General features: G+C 38.5%; 14 protein-coding genes. 2 read left to right on the forward strand and 12 right to left on the reverse strand.

Annotation, left to right across the window (positions count from 1 at the left end; genetic code table 11):
* Positions 1 to 55: 55 nt before the first annotated feature.
* The 4 genes from SFU91_05930 to SFU91_05945 form a co-directional block, all read right to left on the reverse strand.
* Positions 56 to 1,180, reverse strand: coding sequence for a glycosyltransferase (locus tag SFU91_05930; GenBank protein ID MDX2128556.1), 1,125 nt, complete (start codon positions 1,178 to 1,180; stop codon positions 56 to 58).
* A gap of 1 nt (position 1,181) precedes the next feature.
* The gene (locus SFU91_05935) at positions 1,182 to 6,734 is read right to left on the reverse strand and encodes a C25 family cysteine peptidase (protein ID MDX2128557.1); all 5,553 of its coding nucleotides are present in this window, start codon (positions 6,732 to 6,734) and stop codon (positions 1,182 to 1,184) included.
* Positions 6,735 to 6,790: 56 nt separating this feature from the next.
* Entirely contained in the window at positions 6,791 to 8,116 is a 1,326-nt protein-coding gene (locus SFU91_05940) for an O-antigen ligase family protein (protein ID MDX2128558.1), read from the reverse strand.
* Between the two features lie 99 nt (positions 8,117 to 8,215).
* Entirely contained in the window at positions 8,216 to 8,767 is a 552-nt protein-coding gene (locus tag SFU91_05945) for a PspC domain-containing protein (protein MDX2128559.1), read from the reverse strand.
* 140 nt (positions 8,768 to 8,907) lie between these two features.
* Between SFU91_05945 and SFU91_05950 the strand changes: the two genes are divergently transcribed.
* Positions 8,908 to 9,948, forward strand: coding sequence for an RluA family pseudouridine synthase (locus SFU91_05950; GenBank protein ID MDX2128560.1), 1,041 nt, complete (start codon positions 8,908 to 8,910; stop codon positions 9,946 to 9,948).
* Between the two features lie 6 nt (positions 9,949 to 9,954).
* On the opposite strand, the gene SFU91_05955 is transcribed toward SFU91_05950, so the two are convergent.
* The 6 genes from SFU91_05955 to SFU91_05980 all read right to left on the reverse strand — a co-directional run bounded on the left by SFU91_05955 (position 9,955) and on the right by SFU91_05980 (position 16,597).
* Positions 9,955 to 10,725, reverse strand: a complete 771-nt coding sequence (locus SFU91_05955; protein ID MDX2128561.1) for an SPOR domain-containing protein — start codon at positions 10,723 to 10,725, stop codon at positions 9,955 to 9,957.
* The gene (locus SFU91_05960) at positions 10,722 to 11,513 is read right to left on the reverse strand and encodes an enoyl-CoA hydratase-related protein (GenBank protein MDX2128562.1); all 792 of its coding nucleotides are present in this window, start codon (positions 11,511 to 11,513) and stop codon (positions 10,722 to 10,724) included. Before SFU91_05960 ends, SFU91_05955 begins: the two co-directional genes overlap by 4 nt.
* 187 nt (positions 11,514 to 11,700) lie before the next feature.
* A complete protein-coding gene (locus SFU91_05965) occupies positions 11,701 to 12,069 on the reverse strand; it encodes a hypothetical protein (GenBank protein MDX2128563.1) in 369 nt (122 codons plus the stop codon).
* The gene (locus tag SFU91_05970; GenBank protein MDX2128564.1) at positions 12,066 to 14,537 is read right to left on the reverse strand and encodes a penicillin acylase family protein; all 2,472 of its coding nucleotides are present in this window, start codon (positions 14,535 to 14,537) and stop codon (positions 12,066 to 12,068) included. The genes SFU91_05965 and SFU91_05970 overlap by 4 nt, the downstream gene beginning before the upstream one ends.
* A 15-nt stretch (positions 14,538 to 14,552) precedes the next feature.
* Entirely contained in the window at positions 14,553 to 15,941 is a 1,389-nt protein-coding gene (locus SFU91_05975; GenBank protein MDX2128565.1) for a GGDEF domain-containing protein, read from the reverse strand.
* 17 nt (positions 15,942 to 15,958) lie between these two features.
* Positions 15,959 to 16,597, reverse strand: a complete 639-nt coding sequence (locus tag SFU91_05980; GenBank protein ID MDX2128566.1) for a radical SAM protein — start codon at positions 16,595 to 16,597, stop codon at positions 15,959 to 15,961.
* Between the two features lie 125 nt (positions 16,598 to 16,722).
* Between SFU91_05980 and SFU91_05985 the strand changes: the two genes are divergently transcribed.
* Complete coding sequence (locus SFU91_05985) at positions 16,723 to 17,064, forward strand: HU family DNA-binding protein (GenBank protein ID MDX2128567.1); 342 nt, start codon at positions 16,723 to 16,725, stop codon at positions 17,062 to 17,064.
* A gap of 222 nt (positions 17,065 to 17,286) precedes the next feature.
* Here the strand turns inward: SFU91_05985 and bshA are convergent, their stop codons facing one another.
* Both bshA and SFU91_05995 read right to left on the reverse strand, forming a co-directional pair.
* Positions 17,287 to 18,420, reverse strand: coding sequence for an N-acetyl-alpha-D-glucosaminyl L-malate synthase BshA (gene bshA / locus SFU91_05990; GenBank protein MDX2128568.1), 1,134 nt, complete (start codon positions 18,418 to 18,420; stop codon positions 17,287 to 17,289).
* An 18-nt stretch (positions 18,421 to 18,438) separates the two neighbouring features.
* Positions 18,439 to 19,830, reverse strand: coding sequence for a hypothetical protein (locus SFU91_05995; GenBank protein MDX2128569.1), 1,392 nt, complete (start codon positions 19,828 to 19,830; stop codon positions 18,439 to 18,441).
* Between the last annotated feature and the right edge of the window lie 4 nt (positions 19,831 to 19,834).

Raw genomic sequence — 19,834 nt, forward strand, 5'->3', positions numbered from 1 at the left:
AAAATCTAAATGACCTCCAAGTATTTTATCAAACAAAGACTGACTTATGTTCGTTTTACGAGAATTTAAGAATCCGTTTATACAATGAAAATATGGCGTCAACGGTTTTTTCGGTAGTGAAATTTTCTTTCCAATGCTGAAAGGCGGCTTCACCAAATTTCATCCTTAAGTTATTGTTTGAGAGAATTGTATTGATTGCTGTGGTGAGCTCTTTTACATTGGAAGGCTCTACGGCTAACCCTGTCACCCCATCTTTGTTGGCAATTTCTACGCCTGTACCGAGTTTAGTTGAAATTAGAGGTTTACGAGCACGCATCGCCTCAAGAAGTACAACTCCAAATCCTTCACTTTGAGCAATTGAAGGGAGAACAAAGCATGTGCACAATTGAAAGAGCGGTTCTATATTCTCTAACTCACCGGCAAGATGGACTTTACTTTCAACATTGAGCCGGTGAATCGTAGCTTCTAGTTCACTTCTTAGAGGGCCTTCGCCAACAATGACCAAATGAGCATTGACTTCTTGCATCGCCTCAATCAATACATTAAAACCTTTATAATAAACCAACCGACCTACACTGAGTAAAAACGGTGCTTTGCCAATCCTATTCAAAATCATTTTCGTTTTTGGATCTACGATTACGCTCTCCGTTGCCTTTTCCGAAAGGCAAAGCGGAATTATATGAGTTTTATTTTCATACTTCGGCAAAAATAGGGATGCGCGAATATGTGCCTTGCTCGGTACTGCAATTGCGCTGCACTCGTTTAGAACTTTATGAATCATTGGGCTTAGAAGGGGAAATAGAAGTTTTTGACGAATAATGTCCGAATGCCAATGCACAACAATCTTAGGCTTCAACTGAAGATGAGAAAACAATGCAATACAATCTGCCCAAGGATTTGGCACATGAGTATGAATAATATCCGGCTTAAACTCTTTAATAATTCTGGCGGCGTCTAAGAGAATCTTTGGAGAAAGAGGAAGGGATAAGACTTTACCATAAGTGGCGGCTCTTGTCAGGGTAAAATTATCAATGTTTTCACTTAGGCTTGTGGTGTTAGATGAAGATACCAAAACCTGAAGATCAACTTTTTTTGAAAGTGGTGAAGAAATTTCTTTGAGGAAGGTTTCAATGCCGCCTTTATGGGGGTGAAAAAATTTTCCAATTTGAAGAACTTTCATTTCAGCGAAGGATTGAAAGCTTTTCTGTTTTGGAAATTGATTGACGGTTCGTTACAACTGACAATCGATAAATGTAGGTTCCATTCGAAAGCAAGTCTCCATCTTCATCTCTCCCGTCCCACGAAATCAGTGAAAATATCCCAATCGGTTGGATCGCATTCAATAAATTAAGTTCCTTCACCATTCTTCCGGAAACCGTGAAAATTCTCAATTTCATTTCTTCAATGATTTCGCTGCCATCCCCAGTCAATCGAAAAGCAAATTGGGTTTGGTTTGCGAAAGGATTTGGATAATTATAAAATCCTTCGATTGAAAAATCATTTTGAACCGTAAATCGAATCGAAGATGATGTGCTATCAGCCAAGTTTCCACTTGCGTCTCTTATCGTAGCTTGCAGGGTGTATGTACCGCTTTCCAAAAAAGGGGTAAATGTAACGGAAGAAGATTGGCTTTGAGATGAAGCAGCAGAAAACGTAACAGATGGATTATTAAAAAAAATTCGCCTTCCATTTAAACGGAGCTGATATAAAGACGTATCTGATATTGGAATCGGTGAACGATCAGTAATTTGATATTGAATCGTAGGCTTTGCAGAAACGAGGTCGCCATCACGAATTTCGCGACCATCAATTGTTACTCTTACTTCCGGCGCAATGGTATCGCTTAAAACCGTATAACTCTTTTCTGCACTATTATTTAGTTTAGTGAGTTCATTTAGCGTTTCATTTTCGTCTATTGAAACTGAAACTTGAATTCGTCCTCGTTTATTACGTGTGTTTAGTAACGCATTGAATTGACGACTTTCATTTGGCTTTAAATTTCGAACCATCATTCGAATCGCTGAGTCGCTTCGACTTCTCTCTAACTCCTGCTGCACAATGGTGATTGGAATTGAATCCACGACAACACTACCTAAATTTCGAAGCTCAAGAGTTAAGTTATTAGGCTTACCCTCTTCAAGAGTGCTATCTGAAAATGACATCGCTTCACTTGAAACCGCAACATCAGGAGTACCCTTATATCTAACAGTAATTGTATTTAAGGTCGGAGAAGGATTTTGACTATCGCTGCCTCTTGTTAACGTTCCTCTTAATCGGATAAAAGCGTATCGTTTAGCATTCAGATTTGTGAGTTGCAAAACATTTTTACTTTCATTGAGCGTAAATAAAGAATCTTCGGTTTGATTACTATTTACTCCGTAAACACTTGTATTTATTGAGCTTCCCCCGTTTGAGGATTGTTCTACGCGCAAATCAAGCCATTGTGAGGCTTTGCCAATGATGTCAGATTCAAAAGTTCCCTCACGATTCGGGAGACGAAGAATTCCCTCTGCTCGTGCAGAACGGAAAAGGGAATCACAACCGGAGTCGTTTGTAGATGAACAGCGACTTCCCCAGTCTTCTAAGTAGAAACTCTTATTCATCGATCCCGCAAAAACCCAAGATTCACCTACCTTTAATTGGGCATATCTTCTGCTTCCAAGGCTTTTAAATAATTCAATTAAACCTGAAATGGGTGGATAATCAACCGGCGGAATTGCATCCATTAGAGCAACAAAAACAATTTGATGAGGTTTTAGATTTTCAAGCATTTCTGTCAATTTTAATAAAGCTATTGAGGCTTGAGGATCATTATTTTGAATTTCCCATAGGTCATAATTTCGATTTACCAAGGGTGTTAGGCCAATTGCGGTGTCGATAACAACGACATTCAATCCTCTGCGATTTGCTCCATACGCTGCAAATGAACTGACCTCTCCAATCGTGATTTCATAACGAATATTAAACAATCCCCCTCGCGACCCTACAGAACGCAATCTTATCGGATAGCTTCCATTTGAAAGGCGAATTGAACCATTTTGAACTTCTGTATTACTTAATCGTAAACGCGAAAATAAACTTCCATTGAGTCGCCAAACTTGATTGTTTGTGGTTTGATTTCCAAAAGTAATCACGGAGGTTTTCCACTCTTGAACAGCATTATTGATGACCTTACCAACCCGCCAATAATAAGGCCGATTTACCAAAAGTGTTGATTGCGGTTTCCACTTTGTAATAAATGGATCCATCTCAATATCTGGGCTTACTTCCAAAACAGCGCTACTGAATGATGAAGAAGTATCTAATTCAAATCGAAGTTTTTGATGAGATACTTGATTCCCTTCTGTAACAACACTGAGTTCGGGATTCATCGGAGAAATAACTGAATAATCTTGAGGGGAAACCAATATTTGATTCTCTGCAACCACTGTAAACCTTAACAAGACCTCATTATTTCTTACATCGAATTCATCAACCTCTTGTAATTCATTGATAGTAGCAGTGAGTTGATGCTCGCCAGATTGACCATTAAATTGAAATTGACTCCGGATGGTGTCGTTTACCTTTGGAGAAAGAATCAAGGTATCTTGAAGCAACACTTTCGTTGTAAATCCAATCTGATCATAAATCTTTAGTCGAACGCGCTGATTGACAGGTGATAATCCATTATTTCCAACAACAATAATTAATCGTGCGGTATCTCTTTCTGAAAGCGTGCGAATAGGAGAATTACCTCGAATAAATTGCACCGCGTTTGATGGAAAAAAGAAATCCGGTTTTGTCTTTAATGGAATTCTAAACGCTGGATCTCCCAGAATATTATATTGATCAAGTGTTCCGACACGTAAAGGTTCCCAAAACGGCGTAAGGTTTAATAGCTCTTGATATGCACCGCTCCATACAGAACTCACGTCAAGCAATGAATCTGCAACAGCGCGATACGCCCCACGCATCATTGCGTAATCTGTCGAAGGAAATCCCCAACCTGAAGTACCTAAGAAAATAAGGCTTCCTGAGTTTGGTTGTAATACAAATAGCTCTCCAAAGGTTCTATTATAGGGTTCAGCGAATCTCCCTGTATGGCAAGTCCAACTCATTACGATGGGATACTTTCCTTTATTTCGAAGTGCTTTTGGATCGTTAAGAGCTAAGTCCCAAGTTTGCGAACCTGCATGACCAATAAAATTAACGACTGATGCACCTGAATTGAATGATTCCTCAAGCCTTTCAGAGAGTTGATAATTGATAAATGGATTTTGATCATCTCTGTAAATGGTATCAACAATTCCTCCAATCGGACGAATTCGAATAAAATTATCTGCCAGAAAATTAGAATTTTGCCTGAACAGAAGTTGCTCACTCCTTGTAAATCCACCATTGATAAAGAGAAATCGCTTATGCCACGATTCCGCTCCACCATCCAATACCTTAAGATGCTCTTCAAGTTTATCAAGATAGGCCTTCGCTTCTAAACTTGATTGGGCTGGAATTCTTCCGATGGTGCACTGAGGAAGATTGATAAATGGCCGAAGGGAATCATTTCTAAAGCTCACAAACCAAATATCACTAACAGGGTTTCCATATACCGGAATGAGTGGTTTCTTCAATGATGACTGAGGTATTCGATGTTTTGAATCCCAATTACCCCCGCCGAAAAGAACAATAAAGCGTGGTTTAATTTGCCATCGATCAAATGCATCTTTTATAAAAGCCTTAACTGATTCGGGAGAGTAAACACCAAAATTATATTCATCGAAAATCGATTCAACGGAAACCACTTTTGTCGAAAAATTTCCTCCCAATTTGCTTGAACGCAAAGAAGCAAGACGAAGTGCCTCGGTTTTTAATTCCTCAGCGGTAATAATTAAATACTCTGCACCGTTTGACTCTAAGAACAAATATTCAGGTATAACTTTCTTGAGGATCGGTTTAATGATTTCTTCACTTTCTGCAACGAGATACGTTTTTTTATTTTTTGCAAAAAGCCTCGCTTTGTTTTCAAAAAGTAAAACGCCATCAAGCCAAGTGGAATCCGTTAGGTTTAAAGCGGAAACCCCTGTTCCGGTTCGGTTGCTAAGAACCACATCTTTTCCTTCACCCTCAAAGGATTGATGCCTTGCCTCTAAATTAAAAGTTGGAAGTTTTTGAAATGAGTAATCGCTTTCATATTCAATTTCAATGGCATCCAAATTGACAATATTTGTTAAAGTTTGCACGGTTGAATTGCGTTTCAAAGTCAACCGAAACTGAGTTGATGGTATTGAAAGCAAGTTTGAGGGAAAGGTGAACTCAGCAATCGTATCTGCTCGATTATAGAATACAAATTCCCCCAAAACAGTATTTCCAATGCTACATTCAACGCGATGCTCACCGCTTGAATTGACATCTTGACTAATGCCAATGAGACGGAAACGAATTTTTGCATTTCCGGTTTGCAAAGCCCCTTCAGTTGGAAGTTCAAACAAATCTGAATCATCACTAAGTGTATTCTGAACAATGAAGGCACGCCAATGCCAACCTTCAGTGAATGTTCGCTCGGTGATGTAAGGATTTACACCGGGGTGATAGAAACCATCATACTCGGCTCTGAGGATTCGATTTTGTTTTTCTGAAACAAGACCATTCGAAGGCGTTACGGTTTCGATTGAGTATCGCTTCCCTTTTGCTCCGCCCCAAGTAAGCCAATAAACCGCGGTATCTGAATATTCATCATAATAAGGGGTAATCATATTTCGAATTTTGCCGGTGGTTTCATCGATGATTGGATACGGGAAAGGCTTATTCACTTCACCTAAAAACTGAATTTGATCCAGTTCGTTCATGACACTATCCATCTCACCCGAAAGATGCAAAGGCAATTCAATTGATTTTCGATACAGTTTGAATGACATTGGGTTGATTAAGGTAATGTCAACCCCTGCTGCCATTAGGTCTCTACCTTCTAAAGACACAATTCCATTTTTAGTAATCAAGAGTTTTAGCCAAGGTTTCGAAAAATCAGGAAATGAATTTGATTTAATCGATGATAAATTCCGTTTGAATGGTTTCGAGATCGAAACATTTTGTTCTTTTTCAACTATTCGATTCCATTTTTTAATGTGATGGAAATTCACCACGCTACTTCTTAAAAAATTTAGATCACCTTCACTCGATGAATTTTCAGAATGGCTCTGAAAAGCATCTTTTAGACTCACTTGTGAATGAATCGTAATAGAAATAATTGGATGAATGATAAGAGAATTTGATTCAACACTAAGATGGACAGGTGAAACCCTTATTACAGCAACTCTCTGCCCTGCGATAGATTGATAGCGAATAACGCTAGCAAGATTCGGTGAACTTCCATTTTTACTTGCATTCTTTTCATTTCCCTTTGAAGGCCGCTGCTTCGACCCAAGCATCGATAACTGTTGTTCATATCGCCCATAACTTTTTGAACGAACGTCAATTTTGCCGTTTTGTGGGACAGCGACAAAAAAATGCTTTACCGGTATGTCGTAAAAGGATGAACTGCTATCGTTGAATGGATGGGGATGATCAAAATCACTTCCAGAAAACGAAATCGTATAATCTCCCCGCTCCACTTCATAAACTTTGAGATCATTTGTGAAAACATCTAGAGTAAATGAGTGAATGGTTTCATCTCTTAATTTGAATGATTGGGAAAAGAGTGAATCAAAAAATAAAAAAAATAAACAAACGAAAATCATACTCACAATGAGCATTTTTTCCATTGTTTTATTATTCTTTTTTTTCAAATCCATTTTTTGAATAAATCAAGGGATTGGAATCATACCAAGCTTTCTCGCTGGGGTTTCATCATCTTTTCTAACGTCATTCCCCAACCCGTAATAAGCCCAAAAGCTGCCCAAAAATAAGGTGAGAGAGGTGAAGAGGCTGCAAAAAAAATTAAGAGAATTGAAATCAGCAATGATGAATAAAGAAGATTCATTTGGTGCCAGCTCTCATGCATAGTTCGATTTAAAAATAATAGCGGTTTTTGAAGCAAATAGATAAAAATTGAAAAGCAGGCAAATCCTAACATTCCGGTTTGCGATAAGATATAGAGGTAAACATTGTTGATAGAGAGTTTAATTGATTCATTTACACCCAACTTAACCGCACAGAATAGCCCATAATGTGATAAGCCTACGCCAAAAATAGGATGCGAAATAAACAACTCGTAGGCATATTCAATCTCCTTTAACCGTGTTTCTAAAGAACCGGTTGACCCTTGCATTTTTGCAAACGTGTTTTCAAGTTCAAGTTCAAGAATTAATTCGAAATCGCCGCTTTGAGCAATGAAAAGAAGAACAGAAAATAGAATTACTCCAAACCCAATTAAGAAAGCCTTACTTTCCGCTCTAATTAAAAAATATAAAGTAACAATCGCGGTTGAAAAAAGTCCGATTGTTGACCTACTTAAAAGCAGACCGAGGAATGAAAGAACGAGAGAAATCACAAGCACCATTTTTCTTCGATCCTCCTTTTTAAAAATTCCCAAAGCCCCTAACATTATTGGAATCACAACGGATAAATACGCCGCATAATGATTTGGCTCTTGAAAAGATGAAGAAAATCTTGGCACAATATCAAGAATGATATCTTCTCTTTCACTTGCTTTCTCTAATACAAATAGTGCCTCTCCCCGAAGCAAACCAACCAATTGATTTATGGTTAAGAGTGCAGGAACGATAGCACCGCAGGCAATCCAAAAAATTAAATCTTTCATTGAATTTTCATCTTCGGCTGAGTGCTTCGCAATCAACGTAAAAAAAATAAAGTTCATCACGAGATAAACGATCTCAATGAGAAAGCTGCTCGGCGTCATTCTTGCACCACTTGCCCAATTTGGCCACCCTCCGATTTGAGAAAGTTCAAACCAACCCAAGACAGAACTCAAGATTGAAATCAGTAAAAAAGTAACACCCAACCAAATTAACCGGCTTGGAATATCTGGTTGCCTCTTGTTTCTATCAATCAATTCAACGCCGATAAGCAAAAGGAGAGAGATCTGATAAATCTTTATAGGAATACCGAGATTAATAAAAAAAACCTCTACAAGCGGCATTGTTGCAAGGGTAATGGAAAGAAGGGCTCTTTTGAGGTTTTTCATTTTACTTTAGTCACAAAATCTTAAAGTAAAATAAGGGGGGATTGGGAAGAAAAAAAGCGGGTGATACCCGCTTTTATCAAAACAAAAGTTTTTAATAAATCAACCTTCACGCTTTACCTTCAATTCACTCTGCTTTTCAAAAACTCGATGAACTTCGTAGTCATAAGGTGTTGCGATGGCCGCGAAAAGATAGGCTACAATAAAAAATCCACTAGTTGCGAAAATCATGACGATAAAGGACATTCGCACTAGCGTTGGATCCCAATCAAAATACTCGGCAATTCCTCCTGCTACACCTAAGATCTTTTTATCTGCGCTCGATCGATAAAGTCTTCGATACTCCTTTTCCAATCCCGGATGACTTTGTTGCTTCTTGTTTTCTTTTTTTGTAAAAGATTGATAAAGCAACCATATCCCTGCAAAAATTACCACCAAAGGTAGTACGACATCAATGTGATCTGCTAAATAATCAATCACATCAATTGGCCCCCAAACCAATCCTTTCTGAAAAAGGAAAGACCATATTCCTAAACAGATAAGGATGGTTCCTGCAACAAATCGTGACTTAGACCTAACGCGAAATTTTTTTTCGTCTTGCTCGGGTGCTGAAACCTGACCTTCATTGAACGATTGATTCATTTCTTCGGGCATAATTGTTGTATAGATGATTAAAAAAGCTGCATGATTTCAACAAAGAATTACTCATTTATTTAGTTACGCCCTCAATTATCTTAAGTTGCGATTGATTCTTTATTTTCATTTCAATTACACGATTTAACAACTATGTTTTTATGAACAACGTGAAGTTGGAAACAGAAGAAAGTGAAGCCCCCAAAAGAATCACCATCAAGGTTTCTAAGGCACAGTCGCGAGAAAGGATTGATGTTTTTTTAACCCGACAAATGGAAAATGCAACGCGAAACAAAGTTCAGGTGGCAATTGATGAGTTGCGGGTTCTTGTCAATGGAAAAGCTGTAAAATCGAATTACAAAGTGATGCCAGAAGATGAAATTGAAGTCATCTTTACTCGACCCCCCGCTCCAGAAATGAAGCCTGAAAACATCCCCATCAATATCGTTTTTGAAGATGACGACATCATCGTGATTAATAAGCCTCCCGGAATGGTAGTGCATCCCGCTTTTGGAAATTGGACCGGGACCCTTGCCAATGCCTTGCTTCATTACACTATGGAAAAAAGCCCAACCGGAGAAAGTGAACTCTCAGAGTCACAAGAAGATCCTTTCCGACCCGGAATAATCCATAGGCTTGATAAAGACACCTCCGGACTGATGGTTGTTGCAAAAAACAATGAGTCTCATTTTGGAATTGCAAAACAATTTGCTGCAAGAACCACAGAAAAGCATTATTCCGCAATCGCGTGGGGTTGCCCAAAAGATTCACAAGGATTTATTCAAACAAATATTGGTCGAAGCAAACGAGATCGAAAGAAAATGGCAGTTTATCCTATAAATGGTGAAGAAGGGAAAATTGCTCAAACAAAGTATGAAGTCGCTGAAATGTACACCGGATTCTCTTTGCTTAGATTAAGATTATTGACCGGAAGAACCCATCAAATCCGTGTACATTTAGAGCACATAGGTCATCCAATTTTGGGAGATGAAGTTTATGGAGGTAAGCCGCTAAGAACAATTCAAATCTCAAATAGCGACGCTTTTTTGAAAAACCTATTTAGTCTTATGCCAAGACAGGCCTTACATGCTGAATGGCTTTCATTTGATCATCCAAAAACGAAAAAGAGAGTTGTTTTTGAAGCGCCTTTCCCCGATGACTTTAATGCAACTATTCAAAAGCTTAAATCTATTTCTCATTAATATAGTCTAATCTTCATCGCTTACTACAAATGACTGATATGGAATTTTTTCAGCCTCTGCTTTCGCTTCCTCACGGCTTTGGTAAGATTTTTGGGATTTTACTTTAAAGAGGATATTGTTTTTCGTGTCCTTTTCCTCAAATATTCTTACTTGATGAATTTTCATCAATTCTGCAAACCGCTCTGCACCCCTCTTTTCCTTAAAGCTTCCGAATTGCAATCGAAAGGATTGAGTTGATTTAGGAGGCGTGGTTTCCGTCTTCAATGAAGCTTTTGACGTTTCAATTGAAACGGGAGGCTTAGCGGGTGTTTCTGTAACTTTCGGCGAAGAAACGATAGGGTTTGGTACTTCGGGTTTTGAAATCGGCTCTTGCTTTTGTGGTTGACTTAGCGAAGGAGAACTCGCATTGGCGGTAGTATCCATTAAAGGCATTGAATTATCAGGCAAACGAACCGCAGGGGTATAAACAAAGTCGTTAATAAAGTTATATTCATTCATTCGTTGCTGAGCAAATTCGGCGTAAATCGACTCGGGATATGCTGAAAGCATCTCTTCATAAAAACCTGCTGCTGAATCGCCGTTTTGCGTAAAGTAAGCCTTAAGAATCAACTTATCCTCCGCCTCTAACTTTTGTTTTGAGAGGCGTTGAAGCTCAAGAATATTTTTTTCTTTTAATCCTTTCAGTAAAATTTCTTTTACAGTTTGAGCCTCTGTGTGATGGTGAAACAGAAGCATCATAAAAAGAATAAAAATGATATTGATAATTGGTTTTTTCATAACGCCCAATTCAACTTTTCTTTATTGAGAAATGATTGTATTCCTTTCTTCAAGTCATCTGTCGTTCTCGAGAGCGAATTAATCATAATTGCATACTGAATTGCTTCATCCAGATCTAAGGATTCTACAGAACGAATTAATTTTTTTGTCAATGAAATCGCTTCAGAACTCGTATTTACGAGTAACTCTGCGCAAAGTTGTTGAACAAATGAATGAATATGTTCATTTGAAACACTGTGGGCTATCAGTCCAAGTTTTTGCGCCTCCGAAGCACTGACCACATTGGCTCTTAAGAGCATCTCTCGAATTCCGGCATTTCGAGTTCGGCGAAGCAAGAATACAGCAACAAGCGCAGGTACAAACCCGATTTTGGTTTCGCTATAGCAAAACTTTGCATCCTCTTCTGAAGCCACAGCGATATCACAAAGTGTTGCAAGCCCACATCCTCCGGCAAATGCAACCCCTTGAATCTTTGATACCGTTAATTTTGAATGTGTATATAACGCATTGAAAAGTCCTGCCAATTGCTCGGCATCTGCAATATTTTCTTTAGTACTTTTCGTTGAAATGACTTTAAGTTCTTCAAGGTCAAGCCCTGAGCAAAACGCAGAACCCATTCCTTCCAAAAGAACAAGCTTTACTTCAGGGTCTTTGTTACTTTGCTTAAAGGCGTCGGTGAGTTCTAAAATCATGCGGGTTGTGAGTGCATTCTTTTTTGAAGGTCGGTTCAAACAAATATGAGCGGTATGATTTGAGAGCGTGTAAGTAATCTCGTGATAATTTTCCATTTGTTGTAAACTTAGATTTCAAAAAAAAGCCCGCTATGCAAAGTACAAAGCGGGCACCTTCTCAAACAACAAACACAAAAGAACAGAGAAAACTAAATGTTCAAATTTAATTGCTCTTTGTTTGATTGGAAATAACACAAATGTGTCATTTTTACGATTGAGTTTCCTTATTAAAACGATTAAATTCTTACTTTTGAAACACCGCTGTTTTCACAGACTCCCCAAACATTGCCAATGGAATTCCAATCAAAATCCCGGAAAGGGAGATCGCCAAAGGAAGAAAAGTCCCAAATGAAATACCCACCAACATCGATAGTTTAAGGGCATAAATTGGATTCCAAAATGTTAAGATAATCGAAGGGACCCCCCAAAATCCAAATCCAAATGAGCCACCCGCAAGTGCAGCACCTTTAGAGCCTGTAACAAAAAAACCGGCATTAAAGCAAAAAAGGAAAATTAGCCACCAATAGACGGGTGCACCCATTTTTAATATGAGAGCAATGAGTGCTGCAAATCCGATACCTGCAACCAGTGAAAACAAACCTATTTTGATCATTCCCGTCCGTTCATTATCGAAAAATTTACTAAAGTTGAATCCGGAGATGTAAGGTACAAGACCTTAAAGTACTCCCCATTTGCCCAAGCCTGAACACCAGAGTCATAAAATTTTGAATGCGGTTTGCCTGATACACCACCCGGCATTGAGACTTCTGCAATTGGAATTCCAGTTTTTGAATGTTCAACCACAATCCGCCAAGAAGGCCCGTGATTTCTATTGACTGCATTTACCGTATTGTACGATCCGCTAACCGCAAACGGTGCTGTACCAAATCCCGGTAGCCTTGCTTGATGCCGAATCTCGACCGGATTTCGCTTTCCCCAAGGTTGTATTTCCTCGGTCTTCGAAAGAGAATCAATAGCAAGTTGAAACGCAAAAAAGATTTTCTTTCCTAATTCTTTAATTTCTACTTCTTTCTCAACAGATTTGGAAAATAGGGTTTGAATTCTAGAGAGTGTCACATCTCGGCTTGGACGAAGCGATGACTTTGAAATTACCCAATCCCAATACTCTCTATAAAATAATGATGACCATAATTCGAAAACAGTTGGCTCAATTGTTTCAGATTGATAACGATAATTCCATTTTTCTAACTTCATCAATATTTCCTTTTGATGAGGCTTCACTTCAAACTTTGAAGAATGAATTGATTGAAGAAATAAAGGGAGAAGTTCTTTGGCATAAAGATTGAAATCATCAAGTTGAAGAGATTTCATATTCTCTCTTGTTCCCATTTTTTGAGAAGACACTTTTTCAAGTTGTTGTTTGATTCTTGTCCCTCTTTCCATCGACGCATAATCCCAGCCAAGATAATAGGGATACGATGAATCGACCGGATTTTGATTGGCTGAAAAAACGAATCCTGAGGAATTCATGAAACGCGTTGGCAATTCTCGGTAAGTTATCGATGGTGATTCATGATACGAATTGAGAGACAATAAACGGCTTCCGTTTCGATTTTCCTTATTTCGTTTCAAGAACTTTCCGTTGTGCCGAATTGCAACCCTGCCGCTTGTATCGGAAATTGCAAAGTTTTGTGCGGGGACAGTATAACCTTCCAAGGCAGACAACGCCTCGTCAATATTTTTGGCACGGTTTAGATTAAAAATTCCTTTGAGTGAATTATTTGGGTGATAAAGCCCCCAATGCATGACCGCTTCTTCAACAAAATTCGGATTTAGCTTTGGTTCACCTTTTCTTGCAACAAGAGGTCCAATTTGAGATTCTAAAATTGTATCAATTTTTGTAATCCCTGTTCCTCGAACTATGAAAGGTTCAATTCGTTCTGAAAACCGTTTGTATTGACCTTGCCACAGGTACTCCATTTGGTTTTCGGGATTTCTCTCCACTTGATACCAATCTAAAATATCAGAACCCGCATTGGTTGCCCCCCAAGCAATATGCTTATTAAAGCCAAGGATGATGGAAGGAATACCTGCTGTGGTTACGCCATAAGAATTAAAATTCAGTGAATCCGTTTTACTTTTTAAAACCAATTGCATTTCAATCCAAATTGAAGGCAAGGTTAGGGTAAGATGTGGATCGTTACATAAAATCGGATTTCCAGTTTCTGTTGAACCGCCAGCAATCGCCCAATTATTACTTCCCTTTCTGGGTTGGTACGGGTTATCCCATTCCCAAAGTTCATCAGATAAAGCAGAAACATTCATGAATAAGGGATCTATCATTTTCAAAACGCTGGATTGCTGATCTGGCTTTTCTGTTTGCTTGCTCTCTAGCATCGGTGCATCGGCAAATGGCACATTGAGAGGTGAATACATTGGAAACAATTCATTGGCTAAAGAGTCTCCAAAAATTTCACAAAATTCCTCGTAAGCCCTGTCGTTATTACGATAAGTCAGGTCATAAGTCAAGTTACTTTGCATTAAAAAGCAGTTTAAGGGCGTATAATTTTCAGGTCGATAGCCCAAAAGCTTAAATTCGACTGGATAATTTGGTTCATGAAGTGATGACAGATAGGCATTGTAACCTTTGGAATAACTTTCAAGCACGACCTTCATTAATGAATCCTTGATTGAAAGCTCATACGATTTTTCTGCAGCTACTTTTAGTCCGATTCGTCTCATGAATCGGTCATAATCAAGGGTTTGTTCACCTAGGATTTCAGAGAGACGCCCAGAGGCAGCGCGTATTTGAATATCATGTTGCCAAAGTCGTTCACTTGCAACAGTATAACCTTGGGCAAAAAAGAGGTCTTCAATTGTTTCAGCAAAAATATGAGCGACGCCTCGTCGATCTCGTTGAATGGAAACTTTTGATTGAAGAAAATTTTCAGGTGGATGAAATGCATCATAATCCGGTAGGATCGCGTTCCATAAAGCACCTCCTAAGGGATTTAGATAGGCGGAAATCGAAATTGTGCCGGCTAATCTTTGATTAAACCCCCAAATTAACAAAACAGAAAAAAAGCCAATCAATAATGGCTTAAGATATTTTATACCCATCTATGGATTTAATTGTTAATGCGATTTTGGCGCTTCCATTCCCTTTTCAAATGATATAACACAATTTCTGCCGCGTTCTTTAGCGACATAAAGTGCCACATCGGCGCATTCTGTAAGTATTTTTAATTCTTCACCATCATCGGGAAAGGTTGCAACGCCAAGACTCGCCGTCAAATTACCGGTTGGTTGCTTTTCTTGAAAAGGAAAATAAGTTGATTCTATTGCTGTGCGAATTCGCTCCGCTTGAATAAACGCTTGCTCTTTCGTTGTTCTTGGGAGAAGTATTGCAAATTCCTCACCGCCAAATCGAGCAGCCAAATCGGTTTCGCGCACACAATTCTTGATAATATTTGCAACTCGAATCAAGCAATCATCCCCAGCCAAATGCCCATTTGTATCATTATAATGTTTGAATTTATCCACATCTAGCATCACCAACGACATTTTATCTCCAAAGCGACGCGCATACATTGATTCAACTTGAAATTCATCTTTAAAGTGCCGGTAGTTAAAAAGCTTCGTTTTTTCATCCGTTATCACCAAGTCACTGAGTTCTTTGGTTTTCTCTCTTACTTCGAGACCCAAAAACCGAAGGGTTCTTGCAAGGTTCGAGACTTCATCTTTCGGATTACGGTCTTTAATCAATGGCTCAAGCTTATCAATCATTGTGGTAAGCGTTTTTGGCTTATCTGCTTTCACTTCCTTCAAAGCTTGAACGATTTTATTCATTTCTGACAGTGCAGAAAAAATAATGAAAATCAGTGTGAGAAGGAGAGGGACAAACAAGACAACAAATGCTAAACCCCAATTTCTTAACAAATCCAGTTTCTTATCAAGAATTGAAATGTTGAATTGAAGCTCATTTTGCCGGCGTTCAACCAAAATTCGAACTTGGTTATAGATACCGACAAGGTTGTTATAATTGGCGGTAAGTTTTCTCATTTTTTCTGCTCTTTCTGTGGTGCTAAGAGCTTTAACCCGAGGATTTTTCTTTCCTGCTTCAGGGATTTTCACAACACTTTCAACATCATCAATGTAACCGGCGTGCATCGATTCAAGGGTTTTTAAGGTCGAGAGCATTTCGGGGTTATCACGGTAAATTGTATTGAGAATGTTAAGATTTAATTCTAATCGTTTTGTGGCTGTATCGACTTCACGTCGAATCAGTTTGATTCCCTCAAGGGATCGATCATTTCCAGAAAGGTATCTGAGAATTGCGTTGTCATATCGAACAAGTGCAGTATTAAACTCGCTTAAGGCCATAAATTCATTGATGCTGCGAGCCATACTTACGGAATAGCGTTCATCGAAATCGCGAAAGAGATAATATGAAACCGCAGGGAACAAAGTTGAACTTACGATAGCGATTGATACGATGAGTATTGCTTTAAATCTAAAGGTCATGTTGGGTTTTGAACGTGTTAAACACCTTTTGTCTCGGGAGACCAAATAAACTTATGCATTTGAAGCTGAAATCGAACTTTAAGTTTATCCTCTAAAATCCACTCCGCTAGGGTTTGAGGGGTTAATTCGCCAAATACGACCGACATTAATACCGTGAGACGGTCGGTTAATTGATAACTTTCGATCACCTTCTTAGCCCAATCGTAATCTAAACGAGAACCAATTACAAATTTCACTTCATCGTTAATTGAAGCGATTTCTAGGTTTTTGTAATCATTATGCTTAAGCATTCCTGAACTTGGCGATTTCATATCTATAATTTTTTTTACTCTCGGATCAACGCGTTCCACGTTCATATTCCCTGAGGTTTCAAGCATGACCTCAAAATTTTCATCACACAGTTGTTTCATAAGCTCATAAACTTCTTCCTGTAGCAAGGGTTCGCCGCCAGTCACTTCTACAAGACGACACGAATAAGAACGAACTTCGTTAATGATGTCATCGATTTGCCGATCGACACCTTCATAAAAGGCATATTCAGTATCGCAGTAAGTGCATCTGAGATTGCACTCCGTTAAGCGAATAAAGACACAAGGCAATCCCATTTTTGAAGATTCTCCCTGAATCGAATAAAAAATTTCGTTTATTTTAAGCATTCGAAAAAAAGGCAGTGAATAATGATTTTGCCAAAATACGAATTTGCTTGCCTTCTTGGTCAATGTTAAAAAATAGTTTTGAGACTACTGGAGGTAAGATTAAGACATTTATCTATTGAAAGCTCGTGAAAAGAAAAATCAAAGAAACCATTACTAGGCAAGATCTCATTCAACTTGTCTCAACCCAATTAAAAGTAGGTCCAAAAGAGGTTGCGCCTTATGTCGAAGCAACCATAGAAATGATTTCGAAATTATTACGAAATGCTGAATATGAACGGCGAATTGAATTACGAGGGCTTGGGGTTTTTGAAGTAAAAAATCGAAAAAACGACTTTAGATTTAGAAATCCTAAAACAGGAGAAACAAAATTGGTTAAAAACAGCAAAAAAATTCACTTTAAAGCAAGTGAAATTATAAAACGAACACTGAATTCTCCCCAAAAAAAACTTTCCTTACTTAAAGATTAAGAAAGACATCAGGGTTGCTAATATCATCGCAATTTCTAAAAAATCAGCTTGCGTAATATTATGATTATTCGAGAAATTTTTGAATTTTGTCCACATACCTAAATCCTGTTTTGGTTAGAGTTAAGACAATCAAAGGTAAAGCGAAAGCGTAAGGAAAAGATTAAGGGTGTGTTAAGAAATGGTTACTAAATTTCAGATTGTAAAGTTGAATCCTGTATCAATTTAATTTGATATGATACGATCATAGTAATTTTCGTAGCGAGTCACGATTTCTGAGGTCTCGTATTCAACTGCGGTGTTTCTTGCCGATTGCCGCAGTGTGTCAAAACGGGTTTGATTTTGAAAGAGGCTTAAAGCATACTCGGCCATTTTTTCCGTATCACCCACTTGAACAAGATAACCATTTTCCTCGTGTTTAATAAATTCAGGTAATCCGCCAACATCAGCGGCTATTACAGGTACTCCGCAAGACATCGCTTCAAGTGCTGCCAAACCAAATGATTCGGATTCACTTGGCATCAGCATTAAATCTGCAATCGAAAGCAAATCAATGACTGCCTCTTGTTTCCCCAAAAATTTAACTCGCTCGGCAAGTCCAAGTTCACGTGAAAGATGCTCGGCTTCTGTTCTTTCCGGTCCGTCACCGACAAGTAAAAGGCGCGAAGGAATCTTTTCATTGATAATATTAAACGCGTTCACTACATCTTTCAGGCGCTTTAATGGACGAAAATTTGAGATATGAATAATTACTTTTTCATCGGGCTTTGCAATTGCAGGTCTAAACTGAGGATAATTTTTGCGCTTAAACTCGCTGGTGTTTATAAAATTAGGGATTACCTCAATCTCTCTCGTTGGCTTAAAATCGTCAATCGTTTTTTGTTTAAGGTATTCCGAAACAGCCGTAACTCCATCCGATTTATTAATCCCAAGCCTTACTGCACCTGAAAGACTTGGTTCTGTTCCAACAAGCGTTATATCGGTTCCGTGTAATGTTGTGATAATCTTAACCCGTTTCATTGGGTCGTTTTGATCGGAAAGAATGTCTTTTGCCAATATCGCACTTGTTGCATGAGGAATTGCGTAATGTACATGCAACAAATCTAATTTCTCATAGCTAACCACCTGCGCCATTTTCGAAGCTAAGGTGATAGAATAAGGGGTGAATTCAAAGAGCGGGTAGTTTACCGTATCGACTTCGTGATAATAGATATTTTGAGAAAACTCTTTCAAACGAAATGGCAAGGCGTATGAGATAAAATGAATCGTGTGCCCTTTTTGAGCCAAAGCCTTTCCGAGTTCAGTTGCAACAACACCGCTTCCCCCATAAGTTGGATAACAAGTAATGCCTATTTTCATTTTTCAGCCGTAAAAATTTTAATTGGGGTATGGCGAAAGTTTAGGATTCACTTCATAATAGTAGTCACTCTCTTCCGATAGCACCGCTTTTTGTTTCAAAAAGAAGTGAGGGTTTTTTAATGCAAACCCCGCAAGGAACCAAAGAGGAAAAGTGTAAGAAACCCATCTCGTAGGGTGAGCATAAAAGCCAATCATATAAAAGACATGAATCGCCAACCAAACATAATACTTTCCTCTCTGCTCTTCAGTGAACTTTCCCTTGTAAACAGTCAGTATATTCTTTATCCCTAAAAAAGCAGCCACATAAATCACAGCAAAGTAAAAGAAAACGCCAACATAACCCGTATTGTATAAATAGGTATAATAATCAGAGTGTGCCGCTCCAGCTAAACCCACAACCCTTTCATCGGCCCCAATCCCAAGGCCGATCATTTGAGTAAAAAGATCATTTTGATTGAAGTCATCCATAATCATATTCCAAACCGCCGTGCGACCCGTTAGCTTTGCATTTGCGAAACTGCCTGTTTCGATAACAACTGCCACATCACCAAAAAATTTATTGATGATGTCTGAATTGAACAATGCATAAAATCCACCAAATACTGCTAAACCGAAAACCAAATAATTTCTTTTGAAAAAATACCAAGTAAAAATCCCTGCAATAACCGCAAGCGCGGTGGTTCTTACCCTTGCCAAAGAAAGCGTAATCACCAAAACTCCAAGAAAGGAGAGATATATCCATTTATTTTTCTCATCTTTCTTACTTAATAGATATAAACACAAGGGGCTTAATGTGATCAGATAAACAGACAAAGACCCGCCGTCAAAATAAATACCTGTATAACGAGAAGTATCTTCGAGCCCAAAACCCGATTCTCGCTGCTGTACAATGCCTAAACTGCTCGGATCAAAAATTCCGAAATATTGAAGGAGCAATGTGAAAAAAGACAATGCATATGTAATCACAAAGAGCCTTGCGAATTCATCAAATTTTTCTTCATTATCAAAATATTGCCACCCGGCGATAAAAACAGCATAGGGGCCGATAATCCGAAACAAATCGGCAATTTGATCGGCGGTTGAATAGGTGGATTGAATGCGAAAGGCACAGAAGATAATCCAAACAACAAAAGCAACCATCCAACCGACCATTGGCATCGACTGTTGATAGAATTTTCTAAAGTACGCCATCCGAAAGGGTACCACAGCCAATAAGGAAAGAGGAATTAATACATACACAACGCGTTGAAGGCTTATTTTTGTGCCGATATTAATCCCCAAAAACCACGTCATATCGATGATTTTTTGGAACGCAATCATATACATCGTGAGCCGAAGGGGGTCTTGGGCAAACTTGATAAAAAGGAAACCTAAGACGAAAATGATAAAAATTGGAGCAATAATTTCCACAATC

It is taken from the genome of Chloroherpetonaceae bacterium, assembly GCA_033763895.1.
GTDB lineage: Bacteria > Bacteroidota > Chlorobiia > Chlorobiales > Thermochlorobacteraceae > JANRJQ01.